This window comes from Paenibacillus sp. JT22N15 (assembly GCF_059383755.1).
Genome location: NZ_JBXENV010000013.1, coordinates 210,881 through 232,974, shown reverse-complemented (window position 1 = coordinate 232,974; position 22,094 = coordinate 210,881). Strand labels below are relative to the sequence as shown.

Here is a 22,094-nt window from a genome sequence, read left to right as displayed (position 1 = left end):
CTTAACCTCCCGATACTTGTGAAGACTGCTGATCAACCGCTGCTTTCTCTTGAATCAGACTGACCATCCGGTTAATGGTGCGGAAGTTGTCCAAATCCATGTCACGGCTATCGATAGTAAGCGCAAATTCCTTCTCCAGAAACATAACCAGCTGCATCGCGAACAGGGAATTGACAAATCCTAATGCGAAAATATCCTCATCATCCCCAAGCTCATGCTTGCGGAAAAACCGCGATAAAAACTTCTTGATTTTAACTTTCATTTCTTCCATTATTGGCACTCTCCTCATCCCGATTCGGGTTAATCTAGTACGAAATCCAATCATTAGCAGTCATTAGCATGCATGATTACGCATTAATACGTATAAAACCCTTGACCGCTCTTGCGGCCATGCAGCCCCGCGTCGACCATTTTCCTAAGCAGCGGACAGCAGCGGAACTTCGAGTCCTGATAGCTTTCATAAAGGACATTCAAGGAATGCACGACCGTGTCCAGACCGATCAAGTCAGCCGTTTCGAGCGGCCCCATCGCATGTCCGTAGCATTTTTTAAAAATTTCATCGACTTCCTCCGCGGACGCCACCTGATCCTGCACGACATAAGCAGCTTCATTCATAAACAAATGGGAAATACGATTGGATACAAAGCCCGGATAGTCGTTAACGACGATCATTTCCTTGCCCATGCTGCCCATAAGCCCATCGACCGCTCGGATACATTCCTCAGAGGTATGAAAACCGCGAATGACCTCGACCGTTTTTTTGGTTGGCACCGGATTCATAAAATGAGTTCCGATGACCTGCGGCGCACGTGTGGTCACAGCGGCCAGCTTTGTAATGGAGATGCAGGACGTGTTAATCATAAAAATGCAATCTTGCTGGCAGATGCCATCAATAAGCTCGTAAATGCTGCGCTTGACGTCCCAATTTTCCGTAGCGTTCTCAATGACAAAGCTGACGTCGCTGAGATTATGATGCTCCATCGTAAATACGATGCGATCCATAATTTGCTCTGAAGGCTCCAAGTTTCCCGATGAGCCGAACAGCCCACGGAATCGCAGCTGGGTGGCAATTTCCTCCCTCGCCTGTTCAAGCTTCGCTTGCTCAATGTCTACAAGTACCACCGATAAGCCTGATTGGGCGAGCGCTTGGGCAACCCCTTTTCCCATTACACCTGCTCCGATTACCCCAATTTTCACAGCGATCTTCACTTCTTTCTTCATTGGATTTTAATAGGTCTGCTCCCTAGTCAGCAAGACAGCAAGACAGCAAGACGGCCTTCCTATTGGCTAGCAAAATGTTGTCTAGTAAGTCGCTTGGGTACCTTCCAGCTCAAACGTCTGGGGATGCATGTCCACAAGCTTTGCCGCGTATTCGCGTTCCAGCGCGAGTGCCGTATCCAGCTGTTGGTTCAGCATAACAGCAGATTTGGCGCTTAATTTGGCGGTAAACACCGCTTTTGCCACTAGAGCCCGAATTTGCTTCCAAGCTTCCAGGCTCTCTTCAACCGCGCCTTGCAGCTCCATATACCCACCGGCTAATTTCTCATAGCGATATAGGTCTACGAGCTTGGCATTTACAATTTGATTAAGCGTATCAAGCAAGCTTTCGCCATAATCTTTGATCAGCTGCCCATCCCGCAGCGCTTGTTTAACCTTCTCCAGAAAGCTGTACAGCGACTGCATGCTGCTGTCTAGAAGCTGCTGGCGATGTGCCGCGGCGGAAGCAGTCGTTTCTACTAAGCTATCTGTTTGAGGCACTACATCATCGGAATGAATAGCTGAAAATTCATAATAAACAGGTATTTCGCTTCCAAAATGGTCCATAAAGCCAAGATGCCCCTGCAGCGCATCCTCGTAGCTCACCCATCTTTTCTCATAGGTCAGCCTTTCAATATGGTCATGCTCTATGACGCCGAACATCTGCCTGCTGTCATCAAAGCCGAATACGAGCCATGAATGCGGCCAATGCTGCTTTTTGTACGTTTCAGCCCGGTTTGAGGCGTAGTAGCAGTCAATTCGTACAATAACCGGCTTATTGCTGAGGACAGCTCGCTTGAGCTCCTCGATTACGGAATGTCCGACCGTTCTCGTTTCCGTCCGAATGCCTAATCCTAGCAAAAGCTGCTCTATTGGCCTTGCCGCTGCGTAATCTACCTGAAAGTGAACCGTATCCTCATCATATCGATAGATAACCGTATCATTGGCGAGAATCGGCAGCAGGCTTTGCTGGTAGTAGGACAGAATGGGAAACAGCGAGTGATAGAAGCACTCCTTGTAAAATAAATCGTTAAACGGTTGGATCCGTTCATCATGCTTGAGCGTCAGCAATGCCGCACTAGCAAATGATTCAGATTCAAATGCCGCTCGGCTTTTTGGCGAAAAGATTGCTGCTCCTGCTCCTTCGCCATTCATCCGCCGCAGAAAGCCCCTAATCGTCGGGTAGCGGTAAATCTCCTCGCTTTCGAAGGAAAATCCCGCTTTCTCCAGCTCTACCTCCAGCTTCAACGCTTTTAGCGAATGGCCGCCGACATTAAAGAAGTCGTCGGTTACGCCAATCGTCTCTACCTCCAGCACAGCCTTCCAAATGCGGAGCAGCTTCTCCTCCTGCTCATCTGCTGGCGGCTCGCCGATGGAAAGTCCGCTGACCTTTTCATAAGGGCTGGGCAGCTGCTTCCGGTCTATTTTCCCGTTTGGTGTATATGGAAGCTCGCTCAGCGGAATATAGAATGAGGGCAGCATATAATCAGGCAGCCGGGAAGCTATTGCGCTTCTTATGCCTTCCGCCAACAGAGCCGCCGTGGAAACATAGTAGGCGCAAAGAATGTGGCTTCCTTCACCATCCTCCTGTGCAATGCACACAGCCGCTTTAATCTGCTCTAGGCTTAATAGGGCAGATTCGATCTCGCCAAGCTCGACTCTAAACCCTCTAATTTTCACTTGATGATCCATGCGCCCCAGAAATTCAATATCCCCGCCGGGCAGCCTTCGTGCCAGATCGCCTGTCCGGTACATCTTCCCACCGTTTCCATAAGGACATGGTACGAATTTGTCAGCCGTCAGCTCCTCCCGCTTCCAGTAGCCCATCGCGACGCCGTCTCCGGCGATACAAAGCTCTCCAGCCACGCCTTCCGGCAGCAGACGCAGAAGCGGGTCGACAATATACATTTGCGTATTGGCGATAGGTGCCCCAAGCGTTATGCCGCTCGCATTCGTCACATCCTTGACAGAGGACCAAACCGTAGTCTCTGTTGGGCCGTACATATTGTAAATGCTTGCCCCGCCGCACCGTTCCCGAAGCTGGTGAAGCAGCTCATCGGGGAAGGCTTCCCCGCCTACCATAAGCGTCGTTATCTGCTCCAAGCCTGCTTCTGCCGAATTATCGTTCAGCAGCAGTTGAATCCGGGAAGGCGTCGCCTGCAGCAGCTCGATCCGATTGTGCGCAAGCCACCGCTGGAGCATGGCCGGATTATGCTGCTCCTCCTCGCCCGCAATAACAACAATTAGTCCCTGCGTCAGCGGCAGGAGTGTCTCCAGCACGAAAATATCGAAGCAGAGCGTCGTAACGGCAGCAATGGTTTTTCCTTCTGTGAAGGCAGGGATTCGGCCTGTAATGCCCGTTATAAAATTAACGACTGCCCTGTGCGGAACCAGCACCCCTTTCGGCAGGCCAGTAGAGCCGGACGTATAGATTAAATAAGCGGCATCCTCCGGGTCATTCACATTTGAAAGCAGAGGATCGAGCTCTCCATATACCCGATTGTCGTCGAGATTGACGGTTTCCCCCTGAAAATCAACATGGCTGATCAATCCATCCTGTGTAAGCAGGACGCCTGCGCCGCTATCGGCCAGCATATGCCTAATCCGGTCCGGCGGATAAGCCGGATCAATAGGCAAATAGGCGCCCCCAGCCTTCAACACCGCCAAAATCGCGATCATCATTTCCAAAGACCGATTCGTCATGACAGCGGCAACTCGGTGCCTTCCAATGCCCTTGCTGCGAAGCAGGCAAGCGAGCCGGTCCGAACGATCCTTAAGCTCCCCGTAAGTAAGCTCCATCCTGCCAAAACGCAGCGCGGTCCAATCCGCAGTATTCATCGCTTGGCTGTCAAACAGCTCATGTACCGTTTTATCCTTTGGATAACGTATAGCCGCCGGATTTAACCGCTCAAGCGACTCTATTTCCCCCTGTGAAAGCAAGCGTATCTGGTTCAGCGGAATATCCGTTTGCTGAATCACCTCTTCCAGAAAACCGACAAAATGATCAAACATCCGTTCCATATATCGCTGCGAATACATGGAACGTTCATAGAGCAGCTCCAGCTGCAGGCGATCGCCCTCCATAATGAAATAAAAGGTAACCGCAGCTTTCGAGTCCTGCATGTATAAAGGAGCATGCAGCGTATTCAGGGCAACGACCGTTTTGAAGGCAGGGACCGCTGCTTCGGGATTGTGCTTAAGCAGTCTGATAATAGCTTGGAAGGGAATGTGCTTGTACTTCCTTGCCTCCTGCACCGTTTGGCTAACTTGCTGTATATATTCTTTGAACGGCAATGCTTCATCGACATGCACCTGCAGGGCGATCAGCCGGTTGGGGGCAGTGTTTTCTACCGTTTGTTGTCCGGATGGCATGCCAGTGGTCACGATCCGTTCCCCCGTATATCGATGAAGCAAATAGAGTACACCTGAAAGCAAAAACGCATACAAGCCTTGCTGGGAGTACCTGCATAAGGGCAGCAGCCGTTCGGTCAATTCAGGCGGAATCGGGCCTTTGACCAAATCGACCGCTCCCGGGCGCAAGCCAGCATCCTTGAGGTCGCCCTCAAAAGCATTCGGCTCAGCGGAAGGATCAAGCTTGCTAAGCCAATACTCTCTCTCCTCCTGCCATTTGCCGCTCGTCAACAGCATATTTTCCGAATAGGAATCCATATCCATTCCCTCCCTTCTTTTCTATATGGTTGATGGGGATGGCCGCCTAAAAATTAAAGGAGATTTCCTCATCATCCTCATATAACGGCTCCTCGGTTCTACCGCTGGCCAGTTCAATGTTCTGCAGAAGGATATCGGGCTGCTTCGCGATAGCCTCAAGAATGCTCAAGTAATCCTTCAGCATTCGCTCCGCTGTCTGTCGATCATACAGCCGCATGTTGTACTCCAGCCTCAGGCGAAGCATCCCGCCCTGCTCCATAGCCTCCAGCGTCAGTTCATAATCGGTCAGATTATAAACTTCATCGATAGAATGGCCAATCGCCCTTTCATCAACAGGAACATTTTGATAAATAAACACCGTATCGAACAGCGGGTGGCGGTTTGCGCTTCGCTTTACATTCAAATGATGGATCAGCTCGTCAAGCGGGTAATCCTGATTGTCGAAAGCCTGCACTGCGCTTGCTTTTATATGTTCCAAACAGCTTAAGAAGGTCAGTTCCTTACGGGGAGCAAGCCGCATCGCCAGCATATTGATGAACATGCCGAGAATTTTGTCCATTTCCCGCTTTGGCCGTCCCGTAACCGGTGATCCGATGACCAGGTCGTCTTGCGCGGAATACTTGGACAGCAGCACGGCATAAGCGGCAAGCAGCAGCATATACATCGTCGCTCCAGATACGCTTGACTGCTGTTTCAGCTTTTCCGTCAGCTCACGGTCAACCAAGCTCATGACGATACCGCCCTCAAAAACAAAATGCTCGGGCCTTGGCTGATCTGTCGGCAGCCGCAGCACAGGGATTTCGCCCGTAAACGTCTCTTCCCAGAAAAGCTGCTGGCGCTTCATTTGCTCCGTCTGCATGAAGGAGAACTGCCATTCCACATAATCCTTGTATTGGTACGGCAGGGCCGGCGGCGATTCACCTTTGTACAGCTGAACAAGCTCCCGCATGAAAATTTCCATGGATACGCCATCTGTAATAATGTGGTGGGCATCGTAAAGCAGATAATATTTTTCCTCCTCGACCTTCACGAGGCCAAGCCGGAAAAACGGCGGTTCATTCAAATTAAACGGCTGCTTGAACCGATTAATAATGTCTTTCGCCTCAGCTTCATCTGCCTCCCAGTACCCCATCTCGAATGGGACTTGTTCCCTGATTACTTGGACAATTTCCCCATCCATGCTCGTAACAGCTGTTCGCAGCACCTCATGCCTATCAATCATGCGGCGCACAGCCAGCTCCATCCGCTCGGGCTCCACCCGGATGTTCAGCACCGAAACTCTGAACTGATTGGCGCTTGTCAGCTGCGGCTCCCGTTTAAAGCCAAGGAACATGCGTTTCTGGGCATGGGATGCTGGATAGTACGGCTTAATAGCTGCATTCTGCATAGGCGGATACTGGCTCGAGCGGATGGGGTCCCGACTGGCGGATTGCTTTTGCAGATGCTCCGCCAATTGAACGACAGTCGAATATTCGAATAGATCGCTGATCGTCACCATTTCGAACGTATGCGTCTCAATCTCGCCCTGGAGCTTCATTAATACGAGTGAATCTGCACCCATTTCAAAGAAATTGTCATAGATGTCGATCTCCTCATAGCCGAGGACAAGCTTGCAGCATAAGGCAAGCTTCTGCTCCAGCTCAGAGTAGCTGCCGGCCTCCCGGCCAAGCATGACAACGCCTTCCGCGCTGCGTTCCTTCTTCTGCACATTGCCGCCGCTTTGCTTCCGCTTGCTGTCTTTCTTCGCCGCAATCCGCTTCCGAATCGAATCGGAGCAAGATACACCGGAGCGTTCAAGCAGCATAGCACCTGCGCCATCGTAGTGGATTTGTCCTATTAGCGCTCTGCTTGCACCGCTTTGCAGCAAAGAAGCGAAGCCTTCAAGCGCTAGCTCAGTCGGCAGCGTCCTGAAAATCGTATCGAATACGTGCCCGCCATCAAAGGCCATCCCAGTCTCTTTCCACGTCGTCCAGTTCACAGTAAGCGTACGCCCGCCTCTTCTTTGCCGATAAAGAGCATAAGCATCCAAATAGGCGTTGGCTGCCGCATAATCCCCTTGCCCGAAGGCACTGAATATGGTCGCGACTGACGAGAACATAATAAAGAAATCAAGTTTCTGGTCTTTCGTAAGCGCATCTAGCACCCAGGTGCCATACACCTTCGGAGCGTAGATGGCATTGAACATATCATCGCCTCTGTCAGCAAGCGGCCCGTCATTCGAGACGCCCGCACCGTGCACGATGCCCCGTATTTGTCCATACTTGCTTTTCAAATCAGCAATAACCTTCTCCATAGCGCTATAGTCGGCTGCATCGGCACTGATGCATTCTACCGTCGCACCAAGCCTCTCCAGCTCCTTCACTATGCGAAGCCGCTTTCTAAGCTTGTCTGAAGCCTCGCTGCCTTCTAGAACAGTTGCCCATTCCGAGCTCGGCGGCAGCGGAGTGCGGCTAATCAAAGCCAAATTGACCTTGCTCTGAGCTGCAAACCACTTTGCCATTTCCAGCCCAATGCCGCCTAAGCCGCCTGTAATCAGGTATACCCCTTGCTCCTGCAAATCCAAGCGGCGGCTGGTTTCTAACTGTTCATCCCGCAGCTCAGCAAATATTTCGGTATATCTATCACCGTTTCGAAGCGCGACACCGTACACGTCATTCGCCTGAAGCTCTCCGATAAGCTGCCCGAGCGGAACCGATTCCTCTATATCCATATATTTGCATGACACATTTGGGAGCTCCTTGGCCATAACCTTGCCCAGGCCGTAAACAGGAGCATGATCGGGTATAAGCAGCTTCTCTGAGCCGGTAGCTTCTACAGCATTTCTAGTGAGGATATGCAGCGCAAGCGGCTGCTGAATTTCCGCCTGCACCAGCGCTTTTGTCAAATAAAACAGACTGTAGGCACCGCTTTCCTGCCGCCGTTTAAGCGTCTCCAGCGTATCGCTGGCATCATGTGCGTCCAGCGCCAATAGATGAATGATTTGGCCAAACGGCACATCCTTCAATGCTTGCATAAGCTGGAGATAGCTTGCCTTGGAACCGTCAATCTCGTATCCTTCGCCGCTAGAATTTGCTGTGCAGCCAAAGGGCCCATCATCCTCTGCAAGCTTCACCTCGATAACGAGCCTGCCGTTTTCCCGCAAGGATGCAGCAATGGTCTCTCCGACTCCCGACGCATCCATAAATACGATGGCTGCTCCTTCAATGCCGGATGGTTCGGGGCTTCTGCCGCACTTGCGCCACTGCATGGCATAGTGCAGCGCAGCTTCAGCACCATCCTTGTCGCCCCGCTGCGGCATATTGAGATCAAGCCAGCAGCGCTGCTTCTCAAAGGCGTAGGTTGGCGCATACGTTTTGCAGCGGCCTTCGCCTTGATACAGTTCCTCCCAATTGACATCCGCGCCGCGGACATACAGGCTGCCAATGTCATGAAGCAGCTGCTTGTCCTTTTTCTCGGTGCCGATAAATTGCCGGACCTTCTCGGAAGCGGTGCGGGTCAGCTCCGCATGCTCCGGCTTTTTAATTTCATTTTCACCCAGTACCTGCTTATTGCCGGAGACGACCTTATGCCTGCCGTAGCGGATATCATCGTGAATGGTTTCATCAAGGGAATTGTCTGCTAACAGAGCGACTTTGCGCATTAGGTCGGCGGCATCCTCGAAAATGATGGCAATGCGGTGCGCATAATGCCCCCTCCCGGTGTTAGCCGTATAGCATAAATCCCGCAGCGGGATTTGTGCTTCCCGGTTTAAGTACTGCTCGTAGCCAGATATGATTCCAAGCAGCGGCGCGATGCTTTTTGCCGATATCGCAAGGATATGAGGCAGCCCGGCGTATACATCGTCTGCGTGCTCCGACTGCTGCGGTGGAGCATACTCCTCCAGAACGATATGGCAATTGGTTCCACTTAGGCCGAAGGCGCTGATGCCCGCTCTGCGTGGATGCTCCCCAGCCTCCCACTCCCGCAATTGGGTGTTGACATAGACTGGCGAATCGCTAAAGCCAATCGTTGCATTAGGGCGGTTGAAATGGGCCGTAGCCGGTATTTTGCGATGCTTTAACGACATAGCGGCTTTGATAACACCGGCAATGCCGGCACATTCGTACAAGTGGCCCACGTTCGTCTTAACGGTGCTGACTGCGCAAAATTGCTTGCGGTTCGTATGCTTTCGGAACGCCCTGTACAACCCTTCTATTTCGAGCGGATCGCCAAGCCTTGTTGCTGTTCCATGCACCTCAATGTAAGACAACGTCTCTGGATCAATGCCTGCGTCCTGCCACGCCTTAAGCAGCACCTCAGCCTGGGCAGCCGAATTGGGAGCGGTTATACCGATGGAAGTGCCGTCCTGGTTAATGGCACTCCCTTTTATAACAGCATATATCCGGTCCCCATCCTTTACGGCCTGGCTAAGCGGTTTTAGCAAAACAGCAGCACTGCCCTCTCCCCAGCCAGCACCCTCGGCCTCAGCGTCAAACGTTCGCGTTCGTCCGTCCACCGCTTCAACTCCCAGCTTCAGGCCTGAGTTGTCGATCGGCAGAAGATTAAGCCTGATGCCGCCTGCAATCGCCATTTTGCAATCGCCGTTATGAATAGCTTTGCTGGCTAGATGAATCGCAACCGACGAGGAGGAGCAGGCTGTATCCAAAATGAGCGTCGGCCCCTTCAAATCAAGCATGTAGGAAATTCTCGTCGGAAGCATGGCGGCAATGTTGCCTGTTAATGCCGTTGCTGCTGATTCCGGCTCGGTTTCCAGTATCATGGAATGATAGCTCGAGCTGCTGGAATAGCCGACGTATACGCCTGTATGGCTTCCAACAAGCTTATTCCCGCCATAACCAGCGTCCTCAATCGCTTCCCAGGCCGTTTGCAAAAAGATGCGCTGGGAAGGATCCATCAGAGCGGCCTCATTGGGCGTAATGCGGAAAAAGCTGTAGTCGAAGGAAGCTATATCGTGCATGTACGCGCCCGGCGAATATTTTAATTCCCAGCCCATTTCATCCAGCATATTGGTCAGGTAGCCGTCAATGTCAGCACTTCTCTCTTTCGGAAAAGCTCCTACTAAATCAACGCCGGAGGCGATTTGCCGCCAGAACTCCTCTGAGGAGTCAGTGCCCGCAATATGGGAGGCCATCCCGATAATGGCGATGTCCTCCTTGCGGCTCTCCTCTTGCACTGCCTGCGCCTGCCTAAGCAGCGTGACCATGCGGATGGCATCTTCTTTTTCGATTTTTCCTTCGGTAGCTCTCTTGAGAATATAGTGGTAAAGCTTATCCATAGCCTTTTACCCTCCGGGCGTCCAAAGTTGCTGCGCCAATTACTTTTTCCTTGTATCGCTGCTGTTCTGGCCGGTTTTCGTCAGCTGGTCAATCGCTTGTTCAATGGATAGTGTGCCATTGCCCAGTTCCTCCATTAGCCGCTTCGTATCTTCCTCCAGGCTTGCTCCTGCACTTACCTGCTGCAATACTTGCGACATCTCGCGGTCGTACGCAAGATGTTCCAGAGCTTCTGTGCCTGCTGCATCCTGCTCCTCTTCATCCTCCCGCATATACTGCTGCAGCTTGCTGACGGAAGTGTATTCAAACAAATCCAGCAATCTGACCTTGCCCGGATAATGTTTTTCCAGAGAAGCGTGAACTCTGCCAAGCAAAATCGAGTCGCCGCCAAGCTCGAAGAAATTATCGTCCATGTCGATTTCATTAAAGCCAAGAACCTGGCAATAGATTTCCGCCAGCTTCGTTTCCAGATCGGTGTAATCGCCGTCTTTTCCCGTAAGCTTGATTTCGCCCTCGAAGCGTCTTTGCGAAGCCAGCTGCCTTGCCTCCCACCGTTTCTGGGACCCCGTTATGGCAGCATCAATCGGCGCATCCAGCAGCTGCGGAACGAGACCAAGCTCCCACAGCAGATCCGAGCCGTAGTTGAGCTCCCCAATTAAAACGTTCGATACGCTCCGGTTCAAAGCTTCGTCCAAACCGCGCATAGCCACTGCTGTAGGAAGTGCCTTGAAGGCGCCGTCTGCATTGACGCCGAACTCCACCGCCATACCGGTTTCCTTCCACGCAACCCAGTTAATGGACAGCGCTTTTTGCTGGTTCAACGTTTTGTATTTTGCAAATGCATCCAAAAACGTATTAGCTGCACAGTAATCCCCTTGCCCCGGCACTGCGAAACGCGAGCTCATGGAGGAGAACATGAGGAAGAAATCAGGCCGATCCTGCTCGGTCAGCTTGTCGAGAATCCACGTTCCGAACACCTTCGGATGGACGACCTCGTTGAACACCTGCTCTTCCTTCAAATAAAGGAAGCCATCACCGCCAACACCGGCGCCATGGACAATGCCATTAATGCGTCCATAACGTGCGCGTAGCCCGCCGACCAACTCTTCCATTTGCTGCATATTAGCGATATCGAGACTGTAGCATTCGACATGTGCACCCATTGCTTCAATCTCACGTACCGCTTTTATTCTCTGGATAGCCTTGCGGTCGGTTCTGCTGTTGCGGTCGATCATATCATCCCATGTTGCCTTGTCTGGCAAAGGCGTACGGTTAATGAGCGCAATATTGACTTTCTTTCTCGCCGCCAAATATTTGGCTGTCTCAATGCCCATGCCGCCTGTCCCGCCTGTAATGAGATAGATCCCTTCTTCCTTGACCTCGATCGGCTGCTCATTTGCCTCTTGCACGCGGTATTCCTTGAAAATTTCGGCATAGCGCTCATTGTCGCGAAAAGCGACCATATAATACGACGGTGCTGCCCCTATTTCGCGTATAATCGTATCCAAACTCGTTGCTTCATCGATATCAATAGCGCGGCACAGCATGCTCGGCAGCTCTTGCCTTGCGGATTTTCCGAGTGCCAGGAGCGGTGCATTCCACGGATTGACCCGGGGTTCACGTCCGCTTACAACATCGACATAATCAGAAATGATAACCGTATCGGTTACAGCGCTTAATCCTACTTGGGCTACCGCTTTGGACAAATAAAACAGGCTGTAGACGCCTCTATACTGCGTTTCATTAAAGCTGTTCCAGTCAACCGCCATGCCTTCCGGCACGATGCTGAACAGATGGATGATTTTGCTCCACGTTGTGCCCTTGTTATCTTTCAGCAGCAACACATAATCGTCCACTGTACCGCTTACGTGATAGCTGCCGTCATCGAGCTTGGCATATTGCTTTCGCAAATAAACTTGAACGGTCTTGGTTCCTCTCCGGTTCCACTCAGCAGCAAGCGATTGTCCCAAGCCCTTCTCATCCATAAAGATAAGAACTGGTCCGGCCTGGCTTGTCTGCTCTGCCATCAGCTGCTCCTGTCTTACCCACTGCCCCCCGTAATACAAGCCGCCAGCCGTTACTTCTGTCACAGCCTGCTCATATTCGGGAATCTCAACCCAGCAGCGCTCTCTTTCGAACGGATAGGTTGGGAGGCTGATTCGATGCAGCTCTTCACCGAAGTAGAAAGGTTCCCAATCGGTTTCCACCCCTTGTACGTAAAGCTCGCAAATGTTCGGCAGGCTGCTGGCATCAGTGCGTTCCCCATCTACATAACCGTCGACCAATTGTCCGAACTGCTTCGTCATGCTTATTCGCTGGCTTTCTGTAATTTCGCCGTCGGATTTTTTCGCTTTCGTTTCCGAGACGATTTTATGGAAGCCGTAGAACAACCAAGGCTGTTGTACGTTTTCGAAACCGTATTCGTCCACTTCCGCAAGCTTCCGGTTGAAATCCTCCGCGTCGTTTACGATAAGAACCAGCCTGTGTGCGTAGTGGCCGCGTCCCGTGTTCGCGGTATAGCAGGCGTTGCGGAAGGCAGCCGCTGAACCGTCGCCAAAACGCTGCGATTTGTATTGGCTGACGAGGCGCCGAAGAGCGGTATCCGTCAGTGCGGAGAGCGTGAACAGCTGCGGACGTTGACTAAGCTCCTCTTCGCCTTGCAGATGCGAGGTTTCAGCGCCCAAATACTCTTCCATAACGACATGGCAGTTCGTTCCACTCATGCCAAAGCCGCTTACACCGCATCTTCGCGGATGGCCTTCCGGCTCCCACAATTTGCGGGTTGCATTGACATACACAGGCGAGTTCATAAAGTCGATTTTTCGGTTCGGACGGTTAAAATACAGATTTGGCGGCAGCTCTTTGTTTTTCAGCGTCAAAACCGCTTTAATGACGCCCGCGATGCCCGCAGCCTCTGATAAATGCGTTAAATTCGTTTTTGAAGATCCGACCGCGCAAAATTGTTTCTTCTGGGTATACCGTTTAAAAGCGCGCTGGATACCCTGAATTTCGATCGGGTCTCCCAACTGGGTGCCCGTTCCATGCGTTTCAATGTACGTAACCGTTTCAGGATCAATCGCGGCATCTTCCCATGCCTGAATAATAACTTCCTCCTGAGCAGCCGGGTTCGGCGCAGTCAAGCCAGCGGAGCTTCCATCTTGGTTCGATGCGCTTCCCTTGATGACAGCGTAAATATTATCCCTGTCCTGTATCGCCTTCTGCAGCGGCTTGAGCAGTATCGCCCCAACCCCTTCGCCTGTTCCCGTCCCTTCGGAGAGCTCATCAAACGCCCTTGTTTTGCCGTCTGTCGACTCCATGCCGATGCCTCTTGGCGAGCCCTTGCGGAAAATAGGCATCATGTTCAGCCGTACCCCGCCGGCAATCGCCATTTCGCAGTCGCCCATGCGTATTGATTTGCAAGCCAAATGCACGGAGGTCAAGGAGGAAGAACAAGCCGTATCAACAACGACGCTCGGGCCCTTCAAATCGAACAGATATGAAACTCTGCCTGTCGCTACCGAAGCCGTATTGCCAACTAGCGAAGCGCCTTCCGACTGCGGCTCGACCTCGCTAATAATGCGGTGGAAATAGACCATATTGGACGCAAATCCGAGGTAAACCCCCGTTTTCGTGCCATAAATCTTTTTGCCTCCGTAGCCGGCATCTTCGATGGCATGCCATGCTGTCTGCAAAAATAAGCGATGGTTCGGATCGGTCGTGCTCGCTTCCTTCGGAGACATTCGGAAAAAGCGATAGTCGAACTTGTCGATTTCGTCCAAATAACTGCCCATCTCGTAATCGACCGCATTGAGCGGCCAACCTTTGAAGGCAACGTATTTTTCCATATCCTTTCTTCTAACATCCGGATAGCCGCTGCCGTTATCAACGCCAGCCTGCAGCGCTCCCCAAAATTCCTCGTTCGTGCTCGCCTTCGGGAACTGGAATGACATGCCGATTACTGCAATATCGCTATCCGTTGACAAAGCTTCACGCGCAGTGATCGTCTGCTGAGGCATGCTGCTCTCCGTATCCTGCTCTACGATATATTCCGCCAGCTTGGAAATCGTCGAATGCTCGAACATGTCCGCAACCGATAACAAGCCGGTGTAGCGTTTATCCAGCTCCGCATGGATGCGCATCAGCAATATGGAGTCGGCTCCAAGCTCAAAGAAATTGTCGTTAATGTCGATCTCGGCATAGCCGAGCGCATTTTGGCAAACCGCAGCAATCGTTTTTTCGGTTTCGTTGTAGGCTGCCCCGTCACGGCCAGTCAGCTGCACTTCACCGCTCTTTGCCGCTCCCTTCGGCTTCGCAGCCTTATTGGAAGTGGAGCCAGCGCTGGCAAGCTGCTGCTTATGATAGTCGAGTCTGCGCTGCAGCAGCTCTGACAGCCTGACCGTAGCTTTTTCCAGCAATAAAATGCCCAACCGGTCATAGTTGAAGCTGCCGATTAACGCTCGGCGGCTTTGCTTGTTCAGCAATGCGGTAAACCCTTCAATGCCGCTGGCCGTTGGCAGCGTCTGGAAGATGGTGCTCACCGCCACGCCGCTATTTTTCGCCATGCCGGTTTCCTTCCACGTCGTCCAGTTAATCGTCAGCGTCTTCTTGCCCTGCTTGCTTCGATAATGAGTGAATGAATCCATATAAGCGTTAGCTGCCACATAATCGCTTTGGGTCGAACCGTAATATATGGTAGCGACGGATGAGAACATGGCGAAGAAATCAAGCTGATCATCCTCCGTACATTTGTTCAGAAGCCACGTTCCGTTTACTTTAGGCAGCAGTACGTCGCGTATAACGTTTTCCTGCTTGTCCTTCAGCAGCTGGTCGATAGCCACGCCCGCGCTGTGAACGATACCGTCAATTTTTCCATACACGCTGCGAACATCCGAAAGCATTGCTCTAAGCTCCGGCTCATCAGAAATGTTTGCCTGATACAGCTTGACCTGTGCTCCAGCTGCTTCCAACTCGCGAATGGCGTTAATTTTGCTGATTAAAAGCAGATCCGTCCCGGTCTGGACAATCGCATCCCAGCGTTCCCGCTCAGGCATCGCCGACCGGTTCACGAGGATCAGATTAATGGAAGAGGCACTTGCAGCTAGCGACTTTGCCACCTCAAGACCGATTCCTCCTGTTCCTCCCGTTATGATGTAAACGCCCTGCTCCTTAATCGTTACAGGCTCATCCGCGATGCGATCGAGCTCCATTTGGGCAAATTGCTCCACGTAACGGCCATTTGCGCGGAAAGCGACCCCATACGGCGATGTTCCTGCGCCATACATAATCTCCTCATTAAGCTGCACCGCATCCGTATCCTGATCCATATCAATGCTTCGGACATTGAACGGCGGATGCTCCTTCGTCACAACCTTGCCGAAGCCAATCGCGGTTGCGTGTTCCGGGCGAATGAGCGTTTCCACACCGCTCACCTCTTGGGCATTGTCTGTTAGAAGAACAACGTCAAGCGGCTGCTTTCCGTTCGTATGCAGCCAAGCCTTATATAGATAGAAAAGACTGTATAATCCGCGTTTTTGGCTCTCATCCAGCTGCTCTACGCGGTCGATTGGAGCGATAGTATCCAAACTGAGCATATGGACGATTTGCGTGAGCGTTTCGGCACCAATATTTTCAAAAAGTCTAATATAATCGTCCTGCGTGTTGCGAATTGTATAAGAACCGGAATGGTGCTGGATGTATTCCTCGCCTAGCGAGACATTAATAATGGCCCTTTGCTCCCGCGCACATGCTGCCTCCAAGCCTTCAGCGATTTGCTTATGGCTATCGCTTCTTCCGCCAAGGAGCAGGACAGCGCCAGCCAAATCTGCTCCGGTTTGGGACGAACGCTCCTCTGGCGTCCATACCGGCGCGAAGTAGAAGCCATCCTCCTGTGCTTCTGCTGACGTCTCCAGCTCGGGAAACTCCAGCCAGCATCGCGAATTTTGCAGGGCATAGGTCGGCAGGCTGACGCGCTGCCTCCGTTCTCCTTCATAGAGCCCGCTCCAGCTCACATCGCCGCCGCTTGCATAAGCGGAGCAAAGCAAATGCAGCGTATGCTCATCGGATTTTCCAGACGCAATCCAGCTCTCTAAATGCTGGTCTGCCTCGCTGCCAAGTCGGCGCTTCTCCTGCTCATCGATTTCGCCTAGTTTCGGCGTTGCGTTGGCACGTGCTACCCGGTGAACTCCATAGCAGGCCCAAGGGGCCGTGAAAGACTCCAGATCGGCTTCCAGGCAAGCACGGATTTTAACCTGCAAATCGTCCAAATCAGCAGCCATTAGCGCCAGGCGGTAAGCATACGTACTGCGGCCCGTATTGGCCGTGTAGCATATATCGGAAAGCGAAGAGTTCCCTCCACTTTGCTGCAAATATTCATTGTAAAGCTGCAGCATCTCCCGCAGCGCTTTACTGCTTCTGGCCGAAAGAGTAAACACCTCAGGCCCCGCAGATGCAAGCTCTGTAGCCACTTGCTCCGGCGCTTCCTCCAACACGAGATGGCAGTTGGTGCCGCTCATGCCAAAGCCGCTCACTCCGCCCCTTCTTGGGTGCCCGTCCGTTTCCCATTCACGAAGCTTCGTATTGACATACAAAGGCGAATCTGTGAATGCGATTGAAGAATGGGGTTTTTGAAAATAAATCGTTGGCGGCAGCTTTTTATATTTCAGCGACAGCGCCATTTTGACAATGCTCGCGATGCCTGCCGCCTCGCTTAAATGTCCGATATTCGTCTTGACAGAGCTGATTGCGCAAAACTGCTTCTTGTTCGTATATTTTTTAAAGGCGCCTTCAATGCCCCTAATTTCAATGGGGTCACCGAGAATCGTGCCTGTTCCATGTGTTTCAATATAGTCAAGCGTCTCCGGGTCGATGTTCGCTTCCTCCCACGCCTGCTGGATGACCGAGGTTTGCGATGCCGGATTCGGCACGGTAATGCCTGCGGTCTGGCCATCATGATTGGCTGCATTGCCTTTAATAACGGCATAAATATGATCGCCATCTTTAAGCGCCTTCTTCAAAGGCTTGAGCAGCAATGCTCCTGCACCTTCGCCGACACCGGAGCCGTCGGCCGTATCGTCGAACGCCCGAGTTCTCCAATCGCCCGACTCAATGCCAATACGAATGTTTTCATCATCGACTGGAATAATATTCAGCTTAATCCCGCCAGCGATAGCCTGGTCGCATTGTCCTTGCTTAATCGCTTGGCAAGCAAGCTCAATGGCTACTAAAGCAGACGAGCAGGCCGTATCTACAACGAGCGCAGGCCCTTTCAAATTTAACAAATAGGAAATGCGGGTTGCCGCCATCGCCTGCATATTGCCCACCGTTGCAATCGGTATCAGCGTCGGATCGATATCCATAATCATTTTGCAATACAGATCCTTCGGGCTTTGCGTATAGCCGAGATAAACGCCGGTTTTGCTGCCTGTCAGCCTATCGCCACCGTAGCCGGCATCCTCAATCGCCTTCCACGCCTGCTCCAGAAAAATACGCTGATGCGGGTCGGTCAAGCTCGCTTCCCTTGGCGACATGCGGAAAAACTCATAGTCAAAGCCGTCAATATCCTCCAAATAGCCATACTCGGGATAAATGATTTTATCCTGGTCAAGCTGCTTAAATTTGATATAATCGTCGGTGTCATTTTTCCGGTTTTGCGGAATTTGCTTGACCGTGTCTATCCCATTTTCAATATTGCTCCAGTATTCATGGATATCCCTGGCTCCTGGAAGTCTCGCAGACATGCCGATTATGGCGATGTCATCCTCTACCTTTGCTCCACCCTGCTTCAGCATGGCAATCATCTCGACAGCCGTTTCCTTGTCGATGTTGCCGCTTGTCGTCTGATTCACGATAAATGTAAAAATATTGTTCTGCACGATTTTCCCCTTTTCCTACAGATCTTCAATCACGTGAATGGCTTCTTCCAGACTCATATTGCCCTCTGCAAGCTTCCCGAATATGTCTCTTGCTTCCTGGCGAACGTCCTTGGCTGCAGCAACCAGTTGCTGCTGCTGCTCCTCTTTGTTAATATGCTGCGCTAGCCGCTGGACGGAAGGAAACTCAAACATGTCGGTAATCGTCACCTTGCCCGGATACTCCGTGTCAATCAATTTATGAATTCTCATCAGCAGCAGCGAGTCCCCGCCGAGCTCGAACAAAGTATCATGAATGTCAATTTCCGGATAGCCAAGAATGGTGCTGAAAATGTTGGCTACCTCCTGCTCGACCGCATTATAGCCATCTCCCTGCTTGCCCCGAAGCGCGGCTTTCGAAGGTTTTGTGCTGTTGTTCACAGGGCTGCTGCCTTTCGGTAAAATAATGAGTCTGCCTTGGTCGAGCATGGCGGCATCATAATTTCCATTGGAGATGATTTTATGCCCTTCCTGCTCGGTATTTCCGTTCAACAACCCGCTGACCCGATCATTCAGCTCTTCGGTTAAGTGAAATGGAAACGCCAAAAGCAAGGACAAATATTCCGGACTTTCGTTCATTTCTCCGATGAGCACCCTCGTCATATTCCGCTGCAGCGCCGTATCCATGCTTTCAATCGCTTGCACGGTAGGCAGCGCCTTATAGAAGGAATCGACGTTGATGCCGAAGCGGACGGACATGCCCGCCTCCTTCCAGGAAACCCAGTTTAACGCCAGCGCATGGCGCTCCTGCTTTCTCCTGTAGGCAGCAAATGCGTCCAAATAAGCGTTTCCAGACACGTAGTCGCCTTGTCCAGCCTCTCCAACCATCGAAACGCCAGAGGAGTGCATAATGAAAAAATCGAGTTGGTCTTGCCGGGTAAGCCTGTCCAATATCCAGGTTCCCGCCACTTTCGGCTCCAGCACGTTTTTGAAAATGTTTAAATCCTTCTTGAACAAATAACCCGCACCAGCTATGCCAGCGCCATGAATGACGCCATTTATTCGTCCAAACTTCTCTCTCAGCCAACCGATTAGCGCCGCCATTACTGCATAGTCCGCTATGTCCGCACTATGAAGCGTAATACGGCCGCCCATCGCTTCAATTTCTTGAAGCTTTTGTATTTTACGAATCGTATCCTCGTCCTCGCCGCCTGCAACAACGGCTGCCCACTCCTCCTTCGGAGGAAGCTGGGAACGGTTCACAAGGGCCACATTTACATTCGCCTTGGAAGCCAAATACTTGGCGTTTTCAAGCCCAATGCCTCCGGTGCCACCTGTTATGAGGTATACGCCAGTATCGTGAATGGCTGTTTCAGCTTCTTCAAGCTTGAGCGGATCAATCGGGCCGTACTCCTCCGTATGCCGGCAGCCTTCTCGATAAGCCACGTGATATTGCTTCGTAAAATGCTCCAATTCCAGCCATATGGCATCCACTGGCGTGAAATCATCAACATCAATCGCTTTGCATACGATTTGCGCAAACTCCTGTGGAATAACCTTCCCTAACCCAACGAGCGTTGCCCATTCTGGGCTTAATTCAGCTTCCCGCCCCGTTGCGGCATGCAGCAGCTTCGTAAACAGCAGCATATGCCGTTTGGACCTCGGGTCATGCCTCATGATGGACCTTGTTAAATAGAGCAGACTGTATATCCCGTACTGCTGGGTTTGCTCCAGCTCTTCCAGCGTTTCGGGAGCAGCACTTTCGGAAAGTCCGCTCATATGCAAAATATGGGTAACGGGACGCCCAACCAAGTCAACCATGAGCTTGTCATAATCGTCCTCACGGCTCGCAAGCGTATAGCGGCAATCGTCATGCCGCTTGAAGCGATGCCCAAGGGAAGCAACGATGACATTCCGCCCTTGTGCCCGCAGCTTGTCGATCATCGACTGCACGAATGGGGAACGGGCCTCGTCCTCGATAAGGAGCACATCGGCCATTGGTGCGTGGTCCGCATCCTCTGACAGCGCTTCTGCTCTCCAATTAAACCCGTAGAATAGACCACGCTCTGCTTCTTCCGCTAAGGCTTGTACTGGCTGCTGCAGCGGCGCATCCATCCAGCATCTGCTCCGCTCGAAAGGGTAAGCAGGAAGCGAGGTCTTGGAGGGCTTCACTTCTCCAGCTAGCATTTCCCAATCCACATCTGCGCCTTTGACATACAGCTGTGCTACTTGCTCGATTAAGCTGCTGGACGCATCCGGCTCAGCCCAGTATGCAGCTATCAACACCGCCGCTTCTGCGCTTAACCGTTCTTGCTCCTTTGCAGGCAGATCGTTTGCTTCAAGCGCTTCCTTCGCGGAATCGATGAGCCGGTGAACCCCGTAATATACTGCGCCTTCGGCTTCATCAAGACGAGCGCTGACCAGCTTGTCCCGCAAATCCGCTACGCTTGTCGGAAGCAGCGCTAACCGATGCGAGTAATGGCCTCTGCCCGAATTCGCGGTATAGCAAACTTCCTCTAAATTCAGCTGGCTATTATGCGCCAAAAATTCCGAGTAAAGATGAATTAATTCAAGCAGTACCTGTTCTGACTTGGCAGATAACGTAAACAGATGAGGTGCCCCCGATTCCTGTACAGAAGCTGCTTGAGCTGGAGCCTCCTCCAACACGACATGGCAATTCGTTCCACTAATGCCGAAGGCGCTTACACCGCATCTGCGCGGCGCTACATCCGTTTCCCAAGCACGCAGCTTTGCGCTTACATACACCGGCGAGTCTTCAAACGGTATTGACCGGTTCGGATGATTAAAATGAATCGAAGGCGGCAGCTGCTTCGTCCGCAAAGCCATCACAGCTTTTATGACGCTTACGATGCCAGCAGCCTCGCTTAAATGACCGATATTCGTTTTCACGGAGCTGACCGCGCAAAACTGCTTTTTGCTCGTATGCTTGCGGAAAGCCGAATGTATACCTTGAATTTCAATCGGATCACCCAAATTGGTGCCCGTGCCGTGAGTCTCAATGTAAGCAATCGTTTCAGGGTCAATTCCAGCATTTTCCCACGCCTGCAAAATAACGTCCGTCTGCGCTTGCGGGTTTGGCGCGGTAAGTCCTGCGGACCTGCCATCCTGATTGGTGGCGCTCCCTTTAATGACCGCATAGATGACATCCTTATCTCTTAAGGCATCTTTCAGCGGCTTGAGAACGATTGCGCCAATGCCTTCCCCTACCCCAGAACCGTTCGAATGGTTGTCGAACGTTCTTGACACCCCGTCGGTCGATTCTATGCCCGTTTGCATATAATCTTTGCTGAGCGGCACCGTATTAATGTTGATGCCGCCGGCAATGGCCATTTCGCAAGTGCGGCTGCGCAGCGCCTGGCAGGCCGAATCTATTGCGACAAGCGATGAGGAGCAAGCTGTATCAATGACCATGCTAGTCCCCTTCAAATCGAGCAAATAAGAAATTCTGCCCGAGATGACGGCGTTCAAGTTTCCAACCAAACCTATCGAAAGAGCAGTCGGATCAATGTCCTCAATCATTTTGGCGTACATGTCCCTATAATTGCTGGCATATCCGACAAACACGCCTGTCTTCGAGCCCTCCAGCCTGCTTCCTCCGTAGCCCGCATCCTCAACAGCCTGCCAGCTTGTTTCCAGAAACATTCTCTGGCACGGGTCCATCAAGCTTGCTTCACGAGGGGAAAGCTTAAAAAACTTATAATCAAATTTATCGATTTCTGGCAAATAAGCGCTTTTGTTATAACGGATTTCCTCCTCGGGCACCCCCTTGAATCGAAGGTAGCGGCTAATATCGCCGCTGCGTGTATCTGGAAAGCCGGTAATGCAATCAACACCGCTCTCGACCACGTCCCAAAATTCCTCTATCGTACTCGCAGACGGGAGTTTGGCAGCCATGCCGATAATGGCGATATCACCCGCATCCGTTACGGCTTCTGTTTCCAGCAGCTTAATTAAATCAATGGCTACCTGCCTGTCTATCTTTTTGTCCTGAACACCCTGTACCAAATATTTGTACGCCTTATCCATA

At 51.8% G+C, this 22,094-nt stretch carries 6 protein-coding genes; all 6 read right to left on the bottom strand.

Annotation, left to right across the window (positions count from 1 at the left end):
- Position 1 precedes the first annotated feature (1 nt).
- The 6 genes from AC50X8_RS24385 to AC50X8_RS24360 all read right to left on the bottom strand — a co-directional run bounded on the left by AC50X8_RS24385 (position 2) and on the right by AC50X8_RS24360 (position 22,093).
- The gene (locus AC50X8_RS24385; RefSeq protein WP_046230893.1) at positions 2–271 is read right to left on the bottom strand and encodes an acyl carrier protein; all 270 of its coding nucleotides are present in this window, start codon (positions 269–271) and stop codon (positions 2–4) included.
- An 83-nt stretch (positions 272–354) separates the two neighbouring features.
- Positions 355–1,221, bottom strand: a complete 867-nt coding sequence (locus tag AC50X8_RS24380; RefSeq protein ID WP_494882001.1) for a 3-hydroxyacyl-CoA dehydrogenase family protein — start codon at positions 1,219–1,221, stop codon at positions 355–357.
- A gap of 81 nt (positions 1,222–1,302) precedes the next feature.
- The gene (locus AC50X8_RS24375) at positions 1,303–4,926 is read right to left on the bottom strand and encodes a non-ribosomal peptide synthetase (RefSeq protein WP_494881999.1); all 3,624 of its coding nucleotides are present in this window, start codon (positions 4,924–4,926) and stop codon (positions 1,303–1,305) included.
- 46 nt (positions 4,927–4,972) lie between these two features.
- On the bottom strand, positions 4,973–10,201 hold the full coding sequence (locus tag AC50X8_RS24370) for an SDR family NAD(P)-dependent oxidoreductase (RefSeq protein ID WP_494881997.1): 5,229 nt from the start codon (positions 10,199–10,201) through the stop codon (positions 4,973–4,975).
- A 39-nt stretch (positions 10,202–10,240) separates the two neighbouring features.
- Complete coding sequence (locus AC50X8_RS24365) at positions 10,241–18,070, bottom strand: SDR family NAD(P)-dependent oxidoreductase (protein WP_494881995.1); 7,830 nt, start codon at positions 18,068–18,070, stop codon at positions 10,241–10,243.
- A 15-nt stretch (positions 18,071–18,085) separates the two neighbouring features.
- Complete coding sequence (locus AC50X8_RS24360; protein WP_494881993.1) at positions 18,086–22,093, bottom strand: SDR family NAD(P)-dependent oxidoreductase; 4,008 nt, start codon at positions 22,091–22,093, stop codon at positions 18,086–18,088.
- Position 22,094 lies beyond the last annotated feature (1 nt).

Excerpts from the sequence above, each read along its gene's own strand:
- AC50X8_RS24385 (WP_046230893.1), bottom strand. The coding sequence starts at position 271 with ATGGAAGAAATGAAAGTTAAAATCAAGAAGTTTTTATCGCGGTTTTTC.
- AC50X8_RS24380 (WP_494882001.1), bottom strand. The coding sequence starts at position 1,221 with ATGAAGAAAGAAGTGAAGATCGCTGTGAAAATTGGGGTAATCGGAGCA.
- AC50X8_RS24375 (WP_494881999.1), bottom strand. The coding sequence starts at position 4,926 with ATGGATTCCTATTCGGAAAATATGCTGTTGACGAGCGGCAAATGGCAG.
- AC50X8_RS24370 (WP_494881997.1), bottom strand. The coding sequence starts at position 10,201 with ATGGATAAGCTTTACCACTATATTCTCAAGAGAGCTACCGAAGGAAAA.
- AC50X8_RS24360 (WP_494881993.1), bottom strand. The coding sequence starts at position 22,093 with ATGGATAAGGCGTACAAATATTTGGTACAGGGTGTTCAGGACAAAAAG.